Here is a 19,443-nt window from a genome sequence, read left to right on the forward strand (position 1 = left end):
TTATCCATCAACTTTGAAACTCAAAGTACTTTAAAGGAAAAAATTAAAATTTTATAAACGATGACACATCAAAGCGAAATACACAATCAGCCTGTTCATCCGGCTCCTGTAGGGAAGCGGATGTTGCTGGGCGCAGGAATAGGTTTGCTGCTTATCTCCTTTTTCCTGATCGGGGCAACAAAGGCGCCTGAGTGGCCAACCTACTGGTGGATCAGACCCTTGCTGGTGGTACCAGCAGCTGGTGCACTGGGCGGGCTGTTCTTTTATAACATGGATCACCTGCGCAGCCAGGGCGGCTGGAGAACCGGACTTGCAAATGTACTGAGCCTGCTCGTGTTTATAGTTGTGCTGTGGTTGGGCACTGTTTTAGGCCTTGCTGGCACTTTGTGGGATTAAGAAAACCTGAACAGCAATTGAGAATCAAAATCTGAAACTATAAACTATAGCAACATGACTGAAAGAAACGAATACCAGGGCGAAGTGGCCAAGAACGACGGCTCTACGGCCCTCACCATCATCAGCTGGATTTTTGGGCTGGCTTTTTTTGCGATCGGCATCGTGAACACGTTCTGGGGAGGCGATACCGGCTTCGGAATTTTTATAGTGCTGCTCTCGCTGGTCTATTTTCTTCCGGCAAACGAGATCTTCCATAAAGTAACGGGCTACCGGCTTCCCCAATTCAGATTACTAAAGATCCTGCTCGGCATCTTCATTATTTGGGCAGCTATGGGCGTTGGCGAACTATTCGACAAGATCGAAATGATGACACAAAGCTTTTAGTAAAAAATGTAACTATCACATAATAGATCAATTAACTTAAAAACTAAATTTTATGGTAACTCAAAACAAAAGACTTATTGGTATTGTGCTCGGAGTAGCGCTTATCCTTTCTATTCCCTTAATAGCCATGCAGTTTACAAATGAAGTAGACTGGAAGCTGTTCGACTTTGTGATCATGGGTGTACTGCTGCTCGGCACAGGTCTGCTATGCGAACTGCTGATCAGAAAAGTAAGGAACATGAATTACCGCATCGGCCTGATTGCTCTGGCACTGGTAGTGCTTTTCCTGATCTGGGCTGAACTGGCCGTGGGCATTTTCGGGACGCCATTTGCCGGTAGTTAAGCAGCCAAACTATAGTAAGAGAGGATAAATAAAACTTAAACGAATCAGTGATGGAAAACAAAACAACAATGCCAAACAAGTCAACCATCTGGACTATAGGCGCATGGGCATTCAGTATACTGGTGATACTGATCGGGATACTGAACCTGTTTCTGGTGCACCCGGTTCCGGGAATTGCTTACCTGCTTATTTCGCTGGTATTTCTTCCGCCTTCCAATACCTGGTTCAGGAGGAAATTCGGCTTTTCCTTTCCGTTACTTATCAAGATTGTGCTGGGCGTGGTGCTGATCATGTTTACGCTTGGTGTCAGCGACATCGGCGACATGATTGACAAGCTGTAATTCTGACATAGCAACTATAGCTTAATCCGGCAATAAATACATCAGCCATGAAAAACGAAATACTAACCCACCTGAACGATCCGGGCCGGCTAGAAAAACTATACCGAAGCAACAAAGCGCCTTTTACGCAGGAGTTCAGAGCCATTTACCCCGACCTGAAAGGCAACCCACTTGCAGAGTTCTGGAACGAACGCCTGCGCTACGAGAGCGACGACATTTCGTGGGGCACCAGTCGGGATCTGCTGCTGGTAGTACTGGCGTCGCTGGTGGCAGGGTTCATTGCTAAAATACCGGCTTACCTGCCTGTGGAGGAAGAATTTTTCTATCCCCGCAACATCGGCTTCATTGTTTTCCCGCTGCTGACGGCTTATTTTGCCTGGAAGAACAAGTTGCAGGCTTACAAAACAGCGCTGCTCGGTGCCATCATGCTCGTATCGCTGGTGTACATCAACCTGCTGCCTGGCACTACCACAACCGACACCTTGGTATTGGCCTGCCTGCACCTGCCTTTGCTGCTTTGGGCTGTGCTGGGCGCGGCCTTCACCGGTAACGACTTCAACAACTATAGCCGTCGACTCGGGTACCTCCGCTTTAACGGCGACCTGCTCGTTATGACCGCCCTGCTGGTGATTGCCGGCGTGATCATGACAGGCATTACCATCGGTTTGTTCGCCATTATCGGGCTGCAGATAGAGCAATTTTATGCGGAGTATATTGGTGTTTTCGGGGCGGCGGCCATTCCTATAGTTGCTACGCACCTTACCCAAACCAACCCGCAACTGGTAAACAAGGTTTCGCCTGTCATTGCCAAAATATTCAGCCCGCTCGTGCTGATCATGCTTACCATTTACCTGATCGCAATCCCCTTCTCCGGCAAAGACCCTTATAACGACCGCGATTTCCTGATCCTATTTAACATCCTGCTGATCGGGGTAATGGCGCTTATCTTTTTCTCTATTGCCGATAATTCCCGGAAAGAGCAGGACGCCACCAGTACCTGGATCCTGTTGCTGCTGGCTATAGTTACCATTGTGGTAAACAGCATTGCCTTGTCGGCCATTATGTTCCGGATAGCCGAATGGGGCATTACACCAAACAGGCTGGCCGTTTTAGGCAGCAACATCCTGATACTGTTTAACCTGATTCTGGTTACCGGTTCACTTTTCAGGTCAATTACTAAAAAATCTGACATCACAGCATTAGGCAGATCGATAGCCGCTTACCTGCCGGTGTATTTTATCTGGGTAGTTATCGTGGTGTTCCTGTTCCCGGTGCTGTTCGGGTTTAAGTAAACAGCAGCCTCTTACATTCTCTTTTCAAAAAATATCCATCTATCCGGCACTCAAGTGGTGGGGTGCCGGAACTATGTCTAAAATAAAATGAAAACACTGATAAAAACGCCTGTTAAAACCGAGCTCAACCTGAAGCTTATCGGTGTAGGGCTGATTATAGTTTCCTTCCTGTTGTTTATGCTTCCGGAGTGGGGCGTCGGGGCAACCGATGAGGCTTCGTTTGGACTCTTCTGGATGAACTATAGCCTGACTGCCGTTTACTTTGTTGTGATGTTATCCAAGGGAGTATTTTCCTTTAAACGGCCTTTCCGGCACTTGGAATACCTTTATCTCTACCTGGTACTTTTTATCATCAGTTGTTACGCGCTTAACCGCCAGATGAGCATTTTCCAGGATTCTGTTCCCTGGCTCGAAGCTTTTATCACACTTTTCTGCGTAACCCTGATGGCCTATAGTTTCCGGGAGCTGTTACCGAAAAAACTGAACCAGGTGCTGCTCTTTGTACTTGGCGCCGGATCTGTGCTGTGGTTATACTATGCCATTTACCTGTTGCCACTTTACATCATCAGTATTTTCGGGGTGCTGGCCTTGGGCATGTCGTTACACACCTATGTTCCGCTTTGGGTTGCAATATGCCTGGGAGTTGGGGTATATAAAGCCGCAACTGAGGACAGGCAATACCTGCGCACTTTTGTGGCTGGTGCCGCTTTCCCTGTTCTTTTCGGCATCTTTTACATCTGGCAATGGCAAAACCGTAACGAGCAGCTCGCCTTTAGCGGTAACGATTATGTGATTCAGGAAGATGAAACGCTGCCACGCTGGGTAAAATTAAGCCAGCAGTTACCAGCCGATTACCTGACCGAACGCATATTAAAGACCGACCTTGTTTACCAGGTTCCTACTGGTGAGTTCAGTATGTGGGATATGCCCCGAGAGAATTTTGAGGAAGTAAAACGCCACGACCCACTTGTGAGTTTAGCGGTGCTGTTGCTGGGCGAACCAAACCTGGACAGGAAAGAGAAGATTAAAATACTGGAAAGCATATACGACGCGCGGCACCAGGCCGAGGAGCGGCTTTGGTCGGGTAATAACCTGAAAACAGCCAATGTAGTGTCGCAGGTGCGCATTTACCCGAACTATAGACTTGCCTACACAGAGAAGGTGCTAAGCGTGCATAACAACATGGCGCACAGCAATAACCAGCAGGAAGCAATCTATACCTTTTTCCTGCCCGAAGGCAGCGTAGTGACGTCGCTCTCGCTCTGGATAAACGGCCGAGAAGAGAAAGGCTACCTCACTACCAAAAGCAAAGCACAAACCGCTTACAAAACTATAGTTGGCGTTGAAGCCCGCGACCCATCGGTAGTGCATTGGCAGGAAGGCAACAGGGTATCGGTAAGAGTTTTTCCGTGCACCCCGGAAGAAAACCGCCAGTTTAAGATTGGGATTACCTCTCCCCTTCAGCAGCAGGGCGAAGCGCTTGTTTACCAGAACATTTACTTTACCGGACCAAGCACACTGGGCGCTACTGAAACATCTGTGGTGTATCTGGATGAGAATGTAAACGGCCTTGAATTACCCTCAAACTATAAACTTACGCGCAGCAACACATACAAACGCCAGGGAAACTATAGCCAGGACTGGAGCCTGCGATTTAACGCTCCTGCCTTAGCGAACAGCAGTTTCAGCTTTGCCGGCAACAACTATAGTTTAACCGAACTGCCGCAACAGCTTGTACCATTTGAGCCACAGCAACTCTACCTGGACATAAACACCAGTTGGTCGGAGAATGAATTTGAGCAGGTATGGGATATGGCAAAACAAAAGCCGGTGTATGTGTGGGATGGGAAAATGGTGCAACTGAACGAGCAGAACAGGGCAGAACTATTTAGCCTGCTGCAACAGCAACGCTACTCCCTCTTCCCGCTACACATGATCAAAAACCCGGAGCAGGCACTGGTCATCAGTAAAAGTAACGGTGTATCTCCTAACCTCAGCGACCTGAAAGATACCCCATTTGCAGAACAGATGGCAGAAATTTTGCCGCAACATGCAACTATAAGCGTGTTCTCGCTTGGCGAAAAGTTATCGCCCTACTTTAAGAGCCTGAAAGAATTACGGGTAATTGCTCCTTTGCACGGCGACACTAAACAACTGGCTACACTACTGCAGAACAAGCAGTTTATCAACACAACTATAGATCATAACACCGTTCGCCTGGGACAGTCCGGGCTGGCTATAGTTAAAACAAATGCAACTATAGCCGGCGGCACAGCGCCAGACCATGTTCTGCGGCTGTTTGCTTATAACCACGTGCTGCAGCAGATCGGGGCACGGTATTTCAGTAAGGATTTTATAGAAGATGCGCTGATCGCAGAAGCCACCCAGGCCAATATTGTAAGTCCGGTATCCAGCCTGATCGTGCTGGAAACACAGGCAGATTACGAGCGCTTCGATATCCAGAAAAGTAAAGCCAGCCTGGGCAATGCCAGCATGAACGGCTCGGGTGCGGTACCGGAACCGGAAGAATGGGCACTCATTATCCTGGCTGCACTGATCATTGGGTATTTCACCTTAAAACCATACTTCCTGAGATGAAGTTAACTGCTGTAAGGCCTACAGAGCAATGGCTGATTCCGCTGCTGGTCATGAGTCTGTATTTGCTGGCTGGTGGTTTTCTGCTGGGCGAGTACCTGCTCTGGGACAGCCAATGGTTACTGGCCTTGGTACTTGTGCCTTTTGTAGCGCAGGTACAGCCGCAAAAGGCACTCTCCTCATCGCTGTTGATTGCAACTATAGTTCTGGCCATTGTTGCCACCACGCTGCAAAACAGCACCTTATATTTCTTTGCATTTGTAGCAGCACTCTGGTGTGGCGCGCAGCTTATAGTTGGCAGAATCTCCATTTATCCCGTGCTTTTGCTTGCAGTAGCCTCGCCTATCTTTAAGTACATCGCCAACATCATCAGTTTCCCGCTCCGGATGGAGTTAACTACCTGGGCTGTGTGCATCCTTAACACGATGGAGAAACAGGCCGAAGCTGCCGGTAACATCATCCTGGTAAATGGTGAAGAGTTCTCTGTAGATCCGGCTTGTGCTGGTTTGTCGATGCTGTCGCTGGCCCTGATCCTGGCTGTTTTTATTTTGGCGCACCTGCAGAAGACCTATCAGAGAAAATTTCCGCTCTGGTTTATTGGCCTGATGCTGGGCTTTATGTTGTTCCTGAACCTGGTATCAAACTTACTGCGCATCCTGTTGCTGGTTTGGTTTAAGATCCTGCCCGGAAACCCGCTTCACGATGTGATAGGCTTGCTTTGCTTGCTGGCTTATGCACTGGTGCCCTTTTATTTCACGGCAAAAAGGCTGCAACAATACCTATCTGAAACAACTACAAATGCAGCGCGGAAGTCAACTGTCAGTTTAAGAGGCTCCTTACTGCTGAACTATCTGCTACTGCTTTTGATGACCGGAATTGGGCTGACAGTAAAACGAGATAAACCCGAGATGGTACTGGAACAAACTATGCCGCAGCTAAACGGTTTTCAGGTAGCCACGCTGGGGAACGGGGTTACCAAATACAGCAACGAAAACGTATTGGTCTACCTGAAACCGGTGCAGGCTTTTTACTCTACGGAACATCACCCGTTAATCTGTTGGGAAGGAAGCGGCTACAAGTTCAGACATGTGCAGCAGCGGCAGGTGGGCAACTATACCGTGTATGTGGGCGAGTTACAAAAAGGGAACGACACCCTTTACACGGCATGGTGGATGGATAACGGGCAACACAAAACGATAGACCAATGGGACTGGCGCACGCGCATGCTGAAAGGGGAAGCGAAGTTCAGGCTGGTAAATGTTACGGTTGCGCAAAAAAAAGAACTGCCCGAAGCTATAGTTACTGTTATAGAAAGCCAAAACAACTATAGCCACGCAAGCACAATGCAATAAGCCTCCCAAAACTATTCTCAACTATAGGCACCAAGTTTCTGCAGAAATTTCAGACCTTTGCTGCCGAATTTATCTAACCTATAGTTTCTTACATCAATGGCATTTAACGCGCTTAAAAAATTACTGCTGGTGGGTTTGTTCCTATATCTGCCGCTTCAGGGTATGGCCTGGGGCATGCTGGGGCACCGCGTAGTAGGCGAAATTGCAGAACGTAACCTGAGCTGCAAGGCAAAAAAACAAGTAAAGAAAATCCTGGGCACCGAGTCGGTAGCCATGGCCAGCAACTGGGCCGACTTCGTAAAATCGGAGCCGAGCTACAAGTACCTGGACACATGGCACTACGTAAACTTTAAGTCCGGCATGAACAAGGACGAGTTTACCGCCGCCCTGATGGCCGATACCACGACCAACATACACACCAAACTGAACATGCTGGTAGCTGAGCTGAAGAAAAAAGACCTCCCAAAAGACAAAGCCCAGATGTACCTGCGCCTGGTGATCCACATGGTAGGCGATATTCACCAGCCGATGCACACTGGCCGTCCCGATGACCTGGGTGGTAACCGTGTAAAACTGTTCTGGTTCGGAGAGCCGACCAACCTGCACCGCCTCTGGGACAGCGACCTAATCGAATCGCAGGATCTGAGCTATACTGAGTACAGCACGCACCTGAACCACACGACCAAAGCCCAGCGCAAAGCCTGGATGAAACAGCCGGTAAGCGAGTGGTTATACGAATCGTACCTGGTGAGCAACAAGATCTATAGCGAAGTGCAGCCGGAACAAAAACTGAGCTACCGCTACAACTACGACAACGTTGATACCCTGAACCAGCAACTACTGAAAGGTGGTATTCACCTGGCCGGTCTGCTGAACGATATCTTCGGTTAAAATAGTTTACCTGAAACTATAAAAAGCCTTTCTGCTATAGTTGCAGGAAGGCTTTTTTGTTCTGTAACTATAGTCCAGTCTACTTTTGCTGTTCCGGATTTGCAATCCGGAACCTATTAGCTGCGGATTTGTAATAAGTATGTTTGCTATTCGAGAAGGCCTTTACAATTGCGGATTACAAATCCGCGGTTACTATACTTTCGGATTGCAAATCCGAAAGAGCGAAAGCCGTAAACTTTGATAAGCAGTTTGTATGGTTTGAAGCTATAGTTCCATAGCTGAGACGCAACGTATTGCGTCTCCACATTCCCCAACTTTATAACTTTTTAACCTCCAAACTTTCTAACTCTCCAAATCCTTCCTGCGTTTAATACAGCAAGTTTAAACCATTAAAGTTGAAGGCTATGAACACCCTACCCGTCAACTGGCTTACCGAAGGACTCATCGACTTTGAGTATAAAAAGTACCTGCTGCTGGCTTACCTGCAGGCAGCAAAAACCGAGTTTGGCCAACAACGCCTCTACCCGGTATTTTCAGACCTGATCATGCATTACCGCAACCTGAAGCAGGTTAAAGAGCACAAACAGCTGGTTTACGAGCAGTTTCCGCAGCGCATCAGCCGCGCCGATTTTGAGAAGCTGGAGCTGGTATACCAGAAAATCGTGGAAGACGACGAAACTATGCAGCAGATCGAGGAGATCATTCAGTATGCCACGCCACTGTTCACCCAAACCCTGGAAGAAGGCAAGGAACTATACGAGTTTGTGGAGAGTAATCTCGAAATCAGTCCGGTAGGCATTACGCCCATGTACCACGACGAAGGCTACCTGTTCCTGGATGCTTTTCCGGGCAAGGAGACACAGGTGTACCTGTACCGCATCACGGTGTTTAAAAACACATACGAGCAGTACCGCGGCATCAATACCGAGCATGTGCAAACCGTGCGCCGAAGCCTGGCCCTCACCCACGAAAACCTGAAAGTACAACTACTGAAGGAGAACAAAGAGCTGCCCAACCCTGCCACTTTTGCAGTTATAGCGCGGGTGCCGGTACCGCTGGAGCACAGCCTGCTGCCTATTGCCAAGCGCTCGCTGGTAAAATATGTAGCAAAATTAAGCGCCTGAACTATAGCAGCTCCAGCGTATAGTTTATGGTGGATGTTTTGTACAGCACCATGGCTACAGAGCAGTATTTTTCCAGCGACAGCTCGATGGCGCGGCGAACTTTGTCTTCGGGCAGGTTGCCGCCAAGCATAAAGTGCAGGTTAATGTTGCGGAATTCGGTATGCTCGTTTACAGGTTCGCGATCGGCTGTAACTTTTATATCAAACGAAGTAGCTTCCAGGCGCTGCTTCTTCAGGATCATGATCACGTCGATGGCGCTGCAGCCACCCAGGCCCATCAGCAGCATCTCCATTGGGCGGGCGCCCTGGTTGTGTCCGCCAATTTCTGGGTTTGCGTCCATGTGCACTGCCACACCAGATGCCCCGGTAGCAGCAAAATGAAAGTCCTGGTCCAGGCGGGTAAGGTTAATTTCCATGAGTTTTAATTTTACACGAAAGTATAAACTCTGCCCTTCCGGTCAAAATGCGTTATCCGTTGGTCGTTAATCGTTGTTTGCAGACACTTTCATTTTAATTAAATAAAAGAATGCTCCGGCCATTTAAACTATAGTTTCATAGCAGACTTGCCGATTATTTTTCCCCTTGGGTTTTACAGCGAGCAACCAGCAACAGACAACGACCAACAATACTTAAAACATCGACCAAAATCTCATCGGTTTCTTATGCCTTTTTATATAGAAATGCGGTGCATTGGTATAATCTGTTTTAGCAGGTCGCAAATGCTCTGTTTCTTTGTAGTGTGGAGTTCGAAGTACCCCGCGTGGTTGGATTTTTAAGAACATTTCCGATAAAAAACTATGAAGAGACACGTATTATTGTTAGCCCTTGGCCTGTCGTCGGCCACTGCATTTGCGCAGGGGCAGGCAGCACCCCAGGGTCGTGCGGCACAGCAGCCGGCAGCTACCATGCCGGGCGCAACTATAGCCAAAGGTAACGCCAAAATAAGCGGTGTGGTGTTAGATGCCGACACCAAAAGCCCGGTAGAATTTGCTACTGTAGCCCTTGTAAGCGTAGCTACCGGCAAACCTGTAGATGGCACCATGGCCGATGAGAAAGGCCGTTTCACGATTCAGAAGGTAGGTGCCGGCAACTATAAGCTGCTGGTTTCCTTTATCGGGTATGAGCAGAAAACACTGGCCGCGTTTACCGTTAAGTCTGACAACGACGATGTGAACCTGGGCAGCATTACCCTAACCTCCAGTGCTCAGAAACTGACCGAAGTAGTGGTGACCGGCGACAAGCCGCTGGTAGAAGAGAAAATAGACCGCACCGTTTACAACGCCGAAAAAGACATTACCAACGCCGGTGGCAACGCCGCCGATGTACTGCAGAAAGTACCGTCGCTGTCGCTGGATAACGATGGCAACGTGCAGCTGCGCGGTAGCTCCAACGTGCGTGTGCTTATCAACAACAAGCCTTCTGCTATCATGGCCGGCAGCATCGCCGATGCCCTGAAGCAGATCCCGGCCGACCAGATCAAATCGGTGGAAGTGATCACATCGCCATCTGCCAAGTACGATGCCGAAGGTACAGCCGGTATCATCAACATCATCACTAAAAAAGACGGTGGCCTGCAGGGTGTTACAGGATCGGTAGCACTTACGGCCGGTACCCGTGCCAGCAACGGCAATGCCAGCGTAAATGTGCGCCGCGGCAAGCTAGGCATTAATGCCAACATCGGAGCGCACACGTTCTACAACAAAGGCGATATGACCAACGTGACAGCTGCACCGGGTTATGTAACGCCATCCGTTGACCGCCGCGTTACCAGCCAGTCCGGCGATACGCAGATAAACGGAAGATTCCTGAACGGCCAGTTCGGATTTGATTACGACTTTACGCCTAAGAACACCCTGTCGGGTAGCATACGCAGCAACGGTGGTCGGTTTAATATGGAAAATGACCAGCAACAACTGGTAACCAAGGGCGGTGTTGAGGATGCTGTAAATACTTACGCAACTGACATCCAGAACCGTAACGAGCGCTTTGGCACAGACTATAACCTGGACTTTGTGCATACATTTGCCAAGCCACAGCAGGAACTGACCCTCCTGTCGCAGTACTCGGTTACTGACGCCGATACCCGCAACAACCAGGACCGCTACTATACCAACGAAGCACCTTTTTACCTGCAGCGTAACAACAACGACGGCGGCAACAAGGAACTGACTTTCCAGGTGGACTACGTGCATCCGTTCCAGAACAAGCAGCTGATGGAAATCGGGGCTAAAAGTATCTTCAGGGATGTGACCAGCGATGCCGTATACAGCAAAGACGACCGGGGAGATGAAAAAGGAGGTGACATGAGATTCGATTACGGCCAGAACGTGTACGCCTCGTATGTAACCTACGGCTTTGCCATCCGCAAAAAGCTGAACGTGAAACTGGGTACCCGCTATGAGTACACCGATATATCCGGCGACTATAACAGAACCGAAAACAACGGCCCGGAAGAGGTAAAGAACTATAAGGACGATTATGACAACCTGATCCCGAGTGTAGCTTTATCTTATACCATAAAGGACAAGCACACCATTAAGGCAAACTATACACAGCGTATTCAGCGCCCATCGCTTAATTACCTGAACCCGTTCAGACAGGATCAGGCCCCGGGAACAGTTGTGCGCGGTAACCCGGGCCTGGATGCCGAACTTACAAACCTGTACGAACTGGGCTATAGTTCATACTTCACCAAAGGTTCGGTCAGCACCAGCCTGTACATGCGCCAGACAGATAACGCCATCGAAACAGTGCCGGAGTACGAACAAGAGACCAACTCCACCGTGCTCACATTTGATAACGTGGCCGTGAACAAAACCTACGGTATCAGCCTGTTTGGTTCTGTAATGCCGGTAAAAGCCTGGACAATAGGTGGTAGCTCCAACATTTATTATGTTGACCTGAAGAGCAAAGATTACGCGAACAACGGCTGGATGTATAACATCAACGCTAACTCATCTTACAACTTCGGGAAAGGTTTCAGTGCGCAGTTTAACGGGGGCTTTAACTCGAAGCGCATTCAGCTGCAGGGTAACTTCGCTTCTTTCTCTTACCACAGTTTAGCGTTTAAAAAGGAGCTGTTTGGTGGCAAAGGTGGTTTAAGCCTGGGTCTGGATAACCCGTTCCGTAAGAGCATGAAGATGGAGATCGACGTGAACGCCCTGGAATACGAGCAGCACATCCGCATCAACAACTATAACCGTGGCGCCAAGGTTACCTTTAACTATAGCTTCGGTAAAATGGAGCAACAGCGACCGCCACGCCGCAAAAAAACAATCCGTAACGATGATGCCAAACAAGGCGAAGGAAACGGATTACAATAACCAATTTGCTTAACCTGTTTTATGAAAGCAAAAGCCCCGCCTGGTTCAGGCGGGGCTTTTTTATTGCTGGCATTTAAATTCTTAAACTATAGCCACTTGCGGAGTATGGCAATTAATTCGGATCGGGTAAAAGGCTTACACAGGTGGTCGTCCATCCCGGCCTCCATACTTTTGGCAATGTCGTGGTCATAAGCGTTTGCTGAGAATGCAACTATAGGTTTCTTGAACCCGGACCTGCGCAGTTTCCCGGTCGCTTCCAGCCCATCCATGCCCGGCATCTGAATATCCATAAATACAAGGTCGAACCGGGTCTCGGCGCAGGCCTGCAGCGCACTTTCGCCGTCCATGGCAGTTGCCACCGTTGCCCCGAACTGTTCCAGCATTTCCTGCATCAGGAGCACGTTCATCGGGTTATCGTCTACCACCAGCACACACGTATTTGCAGGGAGCTGGTAATTTTCGTCCTGTGCAGTTAGTTCTGGAGTTTCGGCAACTTTTGTGGCCTGTGTCAGGGCTACGGTAAACCAGAAGGTAGTACTGCCGGCCTGGCTGTCCACTCCTATCTCACCCTGCATCAGGGACACCAGTTTTTTAGAGATGGCCAGTCCAAGCCCAAAGCCACCGTATTTGCGCGTAGTAGACTGGTCTGACTGCGTGAAGGCGTCAAAGATCATTTCGAGCTTATCGGCAGGTATGCCTACGCCGGTATCTGTTACACTGAAGCGCAGCACAATTTCCTCTCCGGTGCATACTGTATCCGGGGCACAATGTATACTTATACTGCCTTCATCGGTAAATTTAATGGCATTGCTAACTAAGTTTATAAGCACCTGCGCAATACGGGTCGGGTCTCCGTTTACTACCTGCGGCACAGCTTCATCAAAACTATAGTTCAGAACCAGTTTTTTGCCCTGGGCCAGGTAGCGGTACGGCTCCAGGTGCGATGCTACGGTTGCCCTGATATCGAATGGTATCTTTTCTATCTCGATCTTGTCCTGCTCCACCCGGTGCAGGTCCATGATATCTTTCAGCAGTTTGGTGAGCGTGGAGCCAGAGGTACGGATCAGATGGACGTATTGTGCCTGTGCATCGCTCAGCGGCGTTTCCTGCAACAGGCTGGTAAAACCCATTATCCCGTTCAGTGGTGTGCGTATCTCGTGGCTCATGCTTGAGAGGAAACCGCTCTTGGCCTCGTTGGCAGCTTCGGCTTTCTCTTTTGCCTCCTGCAGTTCGCGCTCCTTGTTCTTTAGCTCGGTTATATCTTTGGCTATGATCAGTATGCCGTCGGTTTCCTGCCTGTTACTTTTCAGGTAAGAGAAAGAGCAGGAAGTTGGAATGGTCTTATCGGAACTGGCGCGCATCAGAAACTCGGTGTTCAGGCATTTGCCTTCTTCCTGTAGTTTAAAAAATGCTTCCAGCAGGCGCAGGCTTTCTTCTTCATCAAACAATACCGATACATGCTCTCCTACCAGATCGGCTTCGCGGTAGCCTGTGGCTTCTTCAAAAGCGTGGTTGGCGTTGCGAATAGTATAGTCCGTGTTCAGTACGAGCAGCATATCTACCACGCCTTCGTAAATACTCCGCATAAAATCCCGCGACACGGTGGAGTTCTTCAGTTCCTGCCCAAGCATACTGATACCGGCAATAACGGCATCCATTTCGTCTCCGGTCTCTGATACATCCAGTTCGTAGTCGAAATTACCGTTTGCTACTTCGGCAATCAGCATGATGATTTCCTCTATTCGTTTCTTCAGCACTTCCACTTCTTGTACTTCTCTAAGTTCCCGGTACAAAGTTCGCTACTCTCTTTCAATCAAAAAAGTAGCTTCCATTAATTCCATTGTAAAATTATCTTTGGCCTGGTAATAACCTACTTTAGGGTATACTGCAGCGCCTATTCTTTTTTTCTCGAGCGATGCCGAAATGCCAAAGTTTATTTTTGGACAACTCAGTGTATTCGCCCGGTTTATGATCTGGAAAAGCGCCTGCCGATAAACCCCGTATTCCATCAGGTAAGCATAATCCATCCCGATCAGCATTGGGCTGTATACCTTAGCCTCATTTATATGGCAGAAGCATACGGCCACCGCTTTGCTGCTGGTGTTTTGCTCTTCTTTCAGGTACAGCAGGATGAATTCCCAGTCGGGGCTCTCGTTTATTTCGGCAAACAGCTTTTCGGGGAACAGAAAATTATTGATTCCGAGGTTATGCTCCTTTACCTGCTGAAAGAGCTGGTAAGCGTGGGCCAGTTCCGCTGTAGTCAAGTTGCTCTTAACTTTTACCTCGTAAAAAGGCTGGTAGCGTTTGATTTTCTGGACATAGTGGCGCCTGCTTTTCTGGGAGAGCCCTGCCACATAAGCATCTTCCGCCTGGCCAGCCAATCCCGCTATTTCACATGACTCCGGCAGGTCCACTTTCACAAACCCCTGGTCTACCATAAACTCGTGCATTTCCTGGTCGGCAGCGTCGAAATCGCGGAGAAGGATGGTGGCGGCCTGTTGCTTTTCCTGTTCTGAAAAAAGCTCCTCCAGCAAAAGTCTCAGGGCAGGTTTCCAGCTATCGCTACTCCGGTCCAGGTACAGGTGACTGCCTTCGGTAAACAAACTACCCAGCACAATGCCTTTCGAGGTCAGGTAGTAGGGGTTCAATTCCCGCTCCTTCTCAATTTCCCGCGATACGGATACCTGCGAAAACATATCCTCCTTGCAGAGCGCCGTACAGGCAAAGGTCATCAGTACGACCTTACCAGCCGAATCCTCTACCACATAATACCTGAAATCATGGTTGTTCTCCGGCTCCTTGTTATTGCTGAAAGAGCGCTCCAGAAACTGCATTCCTTTCCAGTCGAACATGGCGCGGTGGCCCAGGTACTGGTTCCAGTCGGCTTCGGCTATAGTTGCTATAGTTGTATATCTCTTAAGCTGAAGTGTTGTAGCAGCTGGTTTAGCTGCAGTTGGTACAGGGCTGACTATAGCCGGCGGCATTTTAAACGCTTTTCGTATATTTTCTTCTGTCTGGCCGGTAACCTGCAGGGCAAGGGCAAAGTGATGCTGTAGTTTACGCACCAGCAAAGCAATATCTTCAAAAGAGTTGCCCAGCGAAAGGGTGATCCGGATGCCGATATTTTTGGCAGGCACAGCCGGGAAAGTAGCCAGGTTAACATACACGCCTTCCTGCAGGAGTTGCTGCACCAGGTAATTGCCCATTTCCATAGTTCCGGTGCCTATAAAAAAGATGGGACTGTTGTTTTCGTGCACTAAAGGCAGACTGGTTGCGCGGAGCAGCTCATTAAAGTAGGTTATACGCTCCTGCAGTTCCTGCTGGTAACTATAGATCTCGTTGCTGAGGTGTATCCTGGCCGAAGCAATGGCCGCCCCCAGCGTAGCCGGCTCTATCTGCACCGAGAAAGTAAGTGGCCCACCAGAGTTGCTCACTTTGTCGCGCCATTCCTGGTTTGGGAAAAGCGACAGCCCGCCGCATGCGCCAAACGCCTTGCCAAGGTTTGCCGTGAGCACCATTTTACGGTATAGTTTGCCCTCCAGCTGGCTCATGACGTACCCCGTGCCATGCTTTCCGGCCCAGCTCATGCCATGCGCATCATCTATATACAGGTATAACTGCTCGTACTTTTCAGCCAGGGCTATCAGTTCCTTTACAGGAGCATAGTCCCCGTACATCGAGTAAACGCCATCAGCCATATACCATATCCGTTCGTATTTGTTCCGCTGCTTTATCAGGCGGTCTTCGAGCATTTCGAGGTTGTTATGACGGATCATTTCTACAGAAACACCCTGCCCCAATAACTTCTTTACTGCTTCCTGCATGCTGGCGTGCGCCTGGTGGTCTAATATTACCAGATCCGTCTGCCGGATAATGGCCGGTATAGTGGTCTGGTGCGCAAGGGTACAGTTCTTGGATATCACGACCGGTGCTTGGTACATCTGCTCTATCAGGGCCTCCAGCTCACGGTAAAGCGGGTTCGAAACATAGGTACGCGACATCGGGAATTGTGTACCGTAGCGCATGATGGCATCTATAGCTCCCTGCTTCAGAGCGGGGTGATGTTCCAGACTAAGATAGCCACAAGTCCCAAAATGAGAAACTTTCTCCCCATTCAGAGTAAGCACTCCCCCGTTCAGCTCCCTGTCTTCGGCATGTAAATGTATGATTCCCTTTTTCTTAGACACCGATAGCACTGAATCTACCGTATCTATTATATTGTTATGCCTGATTTTTGCCACTAAATTTTGTAAACTTGCCGTGTGTTGCTGCTAAACAATACTGTTGCAACATATAATTTCACTTTTAACAATTATTTTGGAAAAGAACACTGATATCTATGAAACGCCTCATGCGAAGATGTTCATAGAAGATGGTATCCTTCATTTCTATTACAAAGAGATCAACACGATGGATCTGGAAGTTGCCCGCCAATGTGTGAGCGACCGGATGAGCTTTACCAAAAATCAGGCCTACCCTTGTCTGGTAGATGTGATTAAGCTGAAAAATTTCACGAAGGAAGCCCGCGATTATTTTGCCTCAGATGGCAATGTAGGCATTACGGCAAACGCTATTCTGACCAGTTCTACGGTAACCAAAATGATGGCTAATTTTTACATTACGGTAAACAAGCCCCACAACCCTACCCTTATGTTTACCGACAAACAGAAAGCGTTGGAGTGGCTCAAGCAGTTTAAGTAAGACTTCCTGAGAAACCGGAAACGGCCCTCTGCATAAGTCCAAACGCAGCACCTTTACTGAGATAACTGTCTTTATTTTACATATGCCTTATAAAGCTTTTCCTTGGCCGGGAAAGCTTTTTTTGTTTAATAATGCTGCTATCAGAACCGGCCCAAAAGCGTAAACTATAGTGTAATATGTTTAACTATAATGCCTACGATTATGAACGAGACTGAATATAGAGCGCGCGGAAACTGGAACGAGCTGAAAGGCAAAATCAAGCAACAGTACGGCGACATGACCGATGATGACCTGACCTACGATGAAGGCAAACAGGACGAATGGCTGGGCAGGTTGCAACAAAAAACAGGCAAAGCCAAACACGATCTTAAAAAATGGATCGATTCGTTGTAGCAGCTGTTTCCCGCCAAGTCTGGCCGCTTGGTTTGAGCACGCATAAACTATAGTTGCACCTCCAACACCCTGGGCTAAAGGTATCTATAGTTTTAAATGTGCTTAAAAACGAAGGGCACTTCAAACAAAAAAGCACTTATCTCTTTTTAGAAATAAGTGCTTTTTACTTGTGGGCCCAGCTGGAATCGAACCAGCCACCTACTGATTATGAGTCAGTTGCTCTAACCGAATGAGCTATAGGCCCGTCCCTGAAAGTTGGCGCTAAAAAGTGCTTTCTTTGATTTGGGAGTGCAATTCTACATATTTGTACTGAGATTTTCAAACTGAACGCAAAAATTTTTCTGTGGATCTACAAAATATCAAGAACATCATCTTCGACCTGGGCGGGGTGATCATCAACATAGATTATCAAAAGAGTTTACACGAGTTGCTGAACTATAGTAGAACCGGCACAGCCATGGAGTTTACCCAGAAAGCACAGTCCAAGCTGTTCGACCTGTATGAGACCGGGCAAAGCACCTGCCAGGAGTTCCGTGACAGCCTGCGCCAGGAATACGACCTGCAGGCTACCGACGAGGAGATTGACGCCGCCTGGAATGCCATGCTGCTGGATATACCAAAGGAGCGCATCGACCTGCTGCAGGAACTCGGCAAAAACTACAGGTTGTTCCTGCTGAGCAACACCAATGCCATCCACCTGAAAAAGTTTAACGAGATCGTAGCGCACAGCTTTACCATCCCGAACCTGGACTCCTTATTTGAGCAGAGCTACTACTCGCACCTGGTGGGCAAGCGCAAACCCGATGCCGCCATTTTTGAGCAGATACTGGCAGAGAACAACCTGAAAAAAGAAGAAACCCTGTTTATAGACGACAGCATACAGCATATTGAGAGCGCACGCAACATTGGCTTACACACCCTGCACCTGCAGCCGCCGTTAACTATAAATTCGTTTTTTAAGAATGCCCTTCAGTAAGCAGCAGCGCACATACGGCCTGCATCTACTGCTGTTTATAGTTACCTGCCTTACCACAACTATAGCCGGCGCCGAATGGATGACGGACAGGCTGTTCTTTGTGGGCCCGGAAGGCTTAACCTGGACCGGAACCTTTACCTGGGCTGAAGTACTGGCAGGCTTATACTTTTCGGTACCATTCCTGGGGGTGCTCACCGTACACGAGTTCGGGCATTATTTTACGGCCAGGCACTATAAAACACGTGTTACACTCCCCTATTACATTCCGCTGTGGTTTGGCATTACGGCAGCCATTGGTACGATGAGTGCCTTTATCCGCATCAAAAGCCGCATTTACTCGCGCCAGCAGTTCTTCGACATTGGTATTGCCGGACCGCTGGCCGGGTTTATAGTTGCTATTCCGCTGCTGTGGTATGGCTTTACGCACCTGCCGGCACCAGAGCATATATTTACCATTCACCCGGAGTACAGGCAATTCGGGCTGGATTATGCCGCGCATGTGTACGAGCAGACGATGGGTAATTTTTCACTGGGCAAAAACCTATTGTTCGTGTTCTTTGAGCAATATGTAGCCAACGGGCCGGTGCCAAATGCATACGAGATCATCCATTACCCGCTTTTGTTTGCCGGCTACCTGGCACTTTTCTTTACAGCCTTAAACCTGCTCCCGATCGGGCAGCTGGATGGCGGACATATTCTGTATGGCTTGCTGGGATCTAAGCGATTTAACAGGCTCTCTCCCGTCTTTTTCTCTTTCTTTATACTATACGCCGGCCTCGGGGTAGTATCGCCGCACAACACACCACTCTGGTCCGATGAGCTGCTGTTTTTCTTTGTGCCTTTCACCTACTGGGCCTTCCGGAAACTGATTGCTGACCGCCGCTATAGTATGAGTGCAGCACTGTTAATGCTGATGCTGCAGTATAGCTTAGCTACCACTTTACCTGATTGGGCCGGCTATATCTGGGTGTGGCCGACGTATGCGTTGTACCTGGTGTTTGTGCTGCAACCAGCGGTGCCAAAGTTACCTTTCGCGGTTTATGCAGCTATCGTTATCCTGGTAGTGCAGTTCTTCATCTCGTTCCTGTTTCCGGGGGCGGATGGCTATAGTGGTTGGCTGCTGTATGGGCTGTTGCTGTCGCGGGTGATGGGCCTGTTCCATCCGTCCTGCCCCAACGAGCGGCCTATTACTCCCCTACGGAAAGCACTGGGGATACTGGCCTTTGTCATTTTTATCCTCTGCTTTACCCCGACACCATTCATCATCGAATAACACACCAACCTAAATAGCGCACTAAAAAGCCCGGACCAGTTAAACGGCTCCGGGCTTTTT

The 19,443-nt window shown here is 48.8% G+C and carries 17 protein-coding genes and 1 tRNA gene; 14 read left to right on the forward strand and 4 right to left on the reverse strand.

The window, feature by feature from the left end:
• Nucleotides 1-60 precede the first annotated feature (60 nt).
• The 9 genes from H7F15_RS16260 to H7F15_RS16300 all read left to right on the forward strand — a co-directional run bounded on the left by H7F15_RS16260 (nt 61) and on the right by H7F15_RS16300 (nt 8,718).
• Nucleotides 61-396 carry a potassium transporter KefB gene (locus H7F15_RS16260; protein WP_185198053.1) on the forward strand — a complete coding sequence of 112 codons (336 nt, stop codon included), beginning with the start codon at nt 61-63 and terminating at the stop codon, nt 394-396.
• Between the two features lie 54 nt (nt 397-450).
• Nucleotides 451-780 (forward strand): hypothetical protein, encoded by a 330-nt coding sequence (locus H7F15_RS16265; RefSeq protein WP_185198054.1) that lies wholly within the window; start codon nt 451-453, stop codon nt 778-780.
• 52 nt (nt 781-832) lie between these two features.
• Nucleotides 833-1,123, forward strand: coding sequence for a hypothetical protein (locus H7F15_RS16270; RefSeq protein WP_185198055.1), 291 nt, complete (start codon nt 833-835; stop codon nt 1,121-1,123).
• Between the two features lie 50 nt (nt 1,124-1,173).
• Nucleotides 1,174-1,464: a hypothetical protein gene (locus H7F15_RS16275; protein WP_255481289.1), complete on the forward strand. Its 291-nt coding sequence runs from the start codon at nt 1,174-1,176 to the stop codon at nt 1,462-1,464.
• 47 nt (nt 1,465-1,511) lie between these two features.
• Complete coding sequence (locus H7F15_RS16280; RefSeq protein WP_185198056.1) at nt 1,512-2,756, forward strand: DUF4153 domain-containing protein; 1,245 nt, start codon at nt 1,512-1,514, stop codon at nt 2,754-2,756.
• Nucleotides 2,757-2,843: 87 nt separating this feature from the next.
• Entirely contained in the window at nt 2,844-5,354 is a 2,511-nt protein-coding gene (locus H7F15_RS16285; protein WP_185198057.1) for an XrtN system VIT domain-containing protein, read from the forward strand.
• On the forward strand, nt 5,351-6,703 hold the full coding sequence (gene xrtN, locus H7F15_RS16290; protein ID WP_185198058.1) for an exosortase N: 1,353 nt from the start codon (nt 5,351-5,353) through the stop codon (nt 6,701-6,703). The genes H7F15_RS16285 and xrtN overlap by 4 nt, the downstream gene beginning before the upstream one ends.
• 96 nt (nt 6,704-6,799) lie before the next feature.
• A complete protein-coding gene (locus tag H7F15_RS16295) occupies nt 6,800-7,594 on the forward strand; it encodes a S1/P1 nuclease (protein WP_185198059.1) in 795 nt (264 codons plus the stop codon).
• A gap of 404 nt (nt 7,595-7,998) precedes the next feature.
• Entirely contained in the window at nt 7,999-8,718 is a 720-nt protein-coding gene (locus H7F15_RS16300; protein WP_185198060.1) for a hypothetical protein, read from the forward strand.
• A gap of 1 nt (nt 8,719) precedes the next feature.
• On the opposite strand, the gene H7F15_RS16305 is transcribed toward H7F15_RS16300, so the two are convergent.
• The gene (locus H7F15_RS16305) at nt 8,720-9,133 is read right to left on the reverse strand and encodes an OsmC family protein (protein WP_185198061.1); all 414 of its coding nucleotides are present in this window, start codon (nt 9,131-9,133) and stop codon (nt 8,720-8,722) included.
• 381 nt (nt 9,134-9,514) lie between these two features.
• On the opposite strand from H7F15_RS16305, the gene H7F15_RS16310 reads away from it, so the two are divergent.
• Entirely contained in the window at nt 9,515-12,040 is a 2,526-nt protein-coding gene (locus tag H7F15_RS16310) for a TonB-dependent receptor domain-containing protein (protein ID WP_185198062.1), read from the forward strand.
• Between the two features lie 86 nt (nt 12,041-12,126).
• Here H7F15_RS16310 and H7F15_RS16315 read toward each other — a convergent pair whose 3' ends face one another.
• Together H7F15_RS16315 and H7F15_RS16320 are read right to left on the reverse strand one after the other, a co-directional pair.
• Nucleotides 12,127-13,833, reverse strand: coding sequence for a PAS domain-containing hybrid sensor histidine kinase/response regulator (locus H7F15_RS16315; protein ID WP_185198063.1), 1,707 nt, complete (start codon nt 13,831-13,833; stop codon nt 12,127-12,129).
• Nucleotides 13,834-13,839: 6 nt separating this feature from the next.
• The gene (locus tag H7F15_RS16320) at nt 13,840-16,227 is read right to left on the reverse strand and encodes an aminotransferase class I/II-fold pyridoxal phosphate-dependent enzyme (RefSeq protein WP_185198064.1); all 2,388 of its coding nucleotides are present in this window, start codon (nt 16,225-16,227) and stop codon (nt 13,840-13,842) included.
• Nucleotides 16,228-16,357: 130 nt separating this feature from the next.
• Here H7F15_RS16320 and H7F15_RS16325 point away from each other — a divergent pair, with 130 nt between their 5' ends.
• Nucleotides 16,358-16,741, forward strand: coding sequence for a hypothetical protein (locus H7F15_RS16325; protein ID WP_185198065.1), 384 nt, complete (start codon nt 16,358-16,360; stop codon nt 16,739-16,741).
• A gap of 201 nt (nt 16,742-16,942) precedes the next feature.
• The gene (locus H7F15_RS16330) at nt 16,943-17,134 is read left to right on the forward strand and encodes a CsbD family protein (RefSeq protein WP_185198066.1); all 192 of its coding nucleotides are present in this window, start codon (nt 16,943-16,945) and stop codon (nt 17,132-17,134) included.
• Between the two features lie 170 nt (nt 17,135-17,304).
• Here H7F15_RS16330 and H7F15_RS16335 read toward each other — a convergent pair.
• Nucleotides 17,305-17,378: transfer RNA gene (locus H7F15_RS16335), tRNA-Ile, on the reverse strand.
• A 99-nt stretch (nt 17,379-17,477) separates the two neighbouring features.
• Here H7F15_RS16335 and H7F15_RS16340 point away from each other — a divergent pair.
• Nucleotides 17,478-18,110, forward strand: a complete 633-nt coding sequence (locus H7F15_RS16340; protein ID WP_185198067.1) for an HAD family phosphatase — start codon at nt 17,478-17,480, stop codon at nt 18,108-18,110.
• On the forward strand, nt 18,097-19,383 hold the full coding sequence (locus tag H7F15_RS16345; RefSeq protein WP_185198068.1) for a site-2 protease family protein: 1,287 nt from the start codon (nt 18,097-18,099) through the stop codon (nt 19,381-19,383). The genes H7F15_RS16340 and H7F15_RS16345 overlap by 14 nt, the downstream gene beginning before the upstream one ends.
• The last annotated feature ends 60 nt before the right edge of the window (nt 19,384-19,443 follow it).

This window comes from Pontibacter sp. Tf4, assembly GCF_014212495.1.
Classification (GTDB): Bacteria; Bacteroidota; Bacteroidia; order Cytophagales; family Hymenobacteraceae; genus Pontibacter.